Source organism: Vibrio sp. 10N.261.51.A4 (assembly GCF_041471945.1).
Lineage (GTDB): Bacteria > Pseudomonadota > Gammaproteobacteria > Enterobacterales > Vibrionaceae > Vibrio > Vibrio crassostreae_C.
Genome location: NZ_JBFRPJ010000158.1, coordinates 1 through 1,769, shown reverse-complemented (window position 1 = coordinate 1,769; position 1,769 = coordinate 1). Strand labels below are relative to the sequence as shown.

The following is a 1,769-nucleotide window of genomic DNA, read 5'->3' as shown; positions in this document are numbered from 1 at the left end:
CAAAGTGCGATCCCGCCCTGTACCCGCAGTGGTTTAACCTTTTAATTTGTAGCCAAATTAACTATTTCACTACACCACGTCACAGACTATTGTAATATTTACATCACACCGCCAAAAAGAAAGTAACACGATGATTTAAAAAGAAAATCAAACAAGACTCCATAATGATACCCTTCCTTATACCCTGTAATTACTAAGATGCATAATATACAGGGGAATAGCATATTAAATACCACTATTTTAGGAAGCTACACTCTAAAACTATTTATGGTTACTTTTGAAGGCAGAGAACTCCAAACAACTGGTGGAATGTGACCGTAACAATTTACTCGCTAAGTCGCAATGGGGCACATTGCGAGATAGAAAATGTTGTTGGTTCACCCTAAATTAGTGGCCAAATTCACTTAGCCACAACAACTTGCTTAATTATACATATATCCACTATCAGTAGACCTAAAATACCAACTTCGATTGGCTTAGGTAATGAAGGTAGTGACTTGGTTTAGGTGGCCAAGTCAGCTATCTTTCATATTGACGGACAATTTAACGCTGACATTTTGTGAGCCCCCGAAAAATAAGAGAGCAGATATATGCAAAGTAATTTCCTCAGTCACTTCATGTCCTTATTATCTATTACTAGCGATTACATCTACTTTAAGGATATGAATTATAGGTTCATATTGTGCAGTCAGAACTTTGCAGAGCTTGTCGGGAAAAACTCATGGAGGGAACTTCACGATAAAGATGACTTTGATCTGTTTCCTCATGAACATGCATTAATGTATCGTAAGGAAGATGAGAAAATAATCGAAGGTCGAATACAGAAAACAACCTCAATCGAACCTTATACAGATAATGAGGGAAATGAGGGCTGGGTATCTACCTGTAAATGGCCTCTTTACAAAGATGGAGGAAGTGAGTTGATAGGAATGTTCGGTATTAGTCGTGATATTACTGAGCAAGTAAAGCTTCAAAAACTTCTTGACCTTAAGGAAAAAGAATTAGTTGAGGCAAATATAAAATTAAAGGAGCTTAGCGAGATTGATCCTTTGACAGGGCTATATAATCGTCGTATTTATTCAGCATATTTAAAAAAAATTTCAGCCTTAGCAATGCGATCTGGTGAGCCCTTGTCACTTCTGATTATAGATATTGATAATTTCAAAAACTACAATGATAATTATGGTCATGCTGCGGGGGATACAACGCTAAAGATAATTTCTAGCCAATTAAGAAAAAATGTGTATAGAGATTCTGATCTACTAGTAAGGTATGGTGGAGAAGAGTTTGTGGCTGTATTGCCCAATACTAACCTCCGTGATGCAAAACATGTCGCAGAAAGAATAAGAAAAAATATACAAGCTGAAGCAATGACTCATGAATACTCTACCGATGCAGGTGTTGTCACGGTAAGTATTGGCATTTCTACTATCAAAGGAAAAGTTATTGATACCGATAACTTGTTTTTACAAGCTGACAATTCCCTTTATAAGGCTAAAACATCGGGAAGGAATAGGTGTGAAGCCTTTTGTTGTGGCTAAGTAATGTTGGCCACTAATTTATAGTTCCTAGGGCGCTTTGGGGCGAAAGCGATTTAGCTAATTACTATCACGTTAGGCTAAATAATCTCTTTAACTGATAGTGTAGTGGATTAGCAAATTTGGTTAGATAGTTAGAGTTCTAGGCATGAAAAAAAGTAAGTCAAATGATGCTTTAGTGAAGAGTTTGTTCAATCGGTCGAAACACACAATGGGGCAAAAGTAAGTTCA

Annotated in this window: 1 protein-coding gene; it reads left to right on the top strand. The window is 36.8% G+C overall.

All coding sequences use genetic code 11. The features are described 5' to 3' along the window. The first annotated feature begins 590 nt into the window (after window positions 1-590). Window positions 591-1,541, top strand: a complete 951-nt coding sequence (locus AB4384_RS23465) for a GGDEF domain-containing protein (protein ID WP_102394076.1) — start codon at window positions 591-593, stop codon at window positions 1,539-1,541. The last annotated feature ends 228 nt before the right edge of the window (window positions 1,542-1,769 follow it).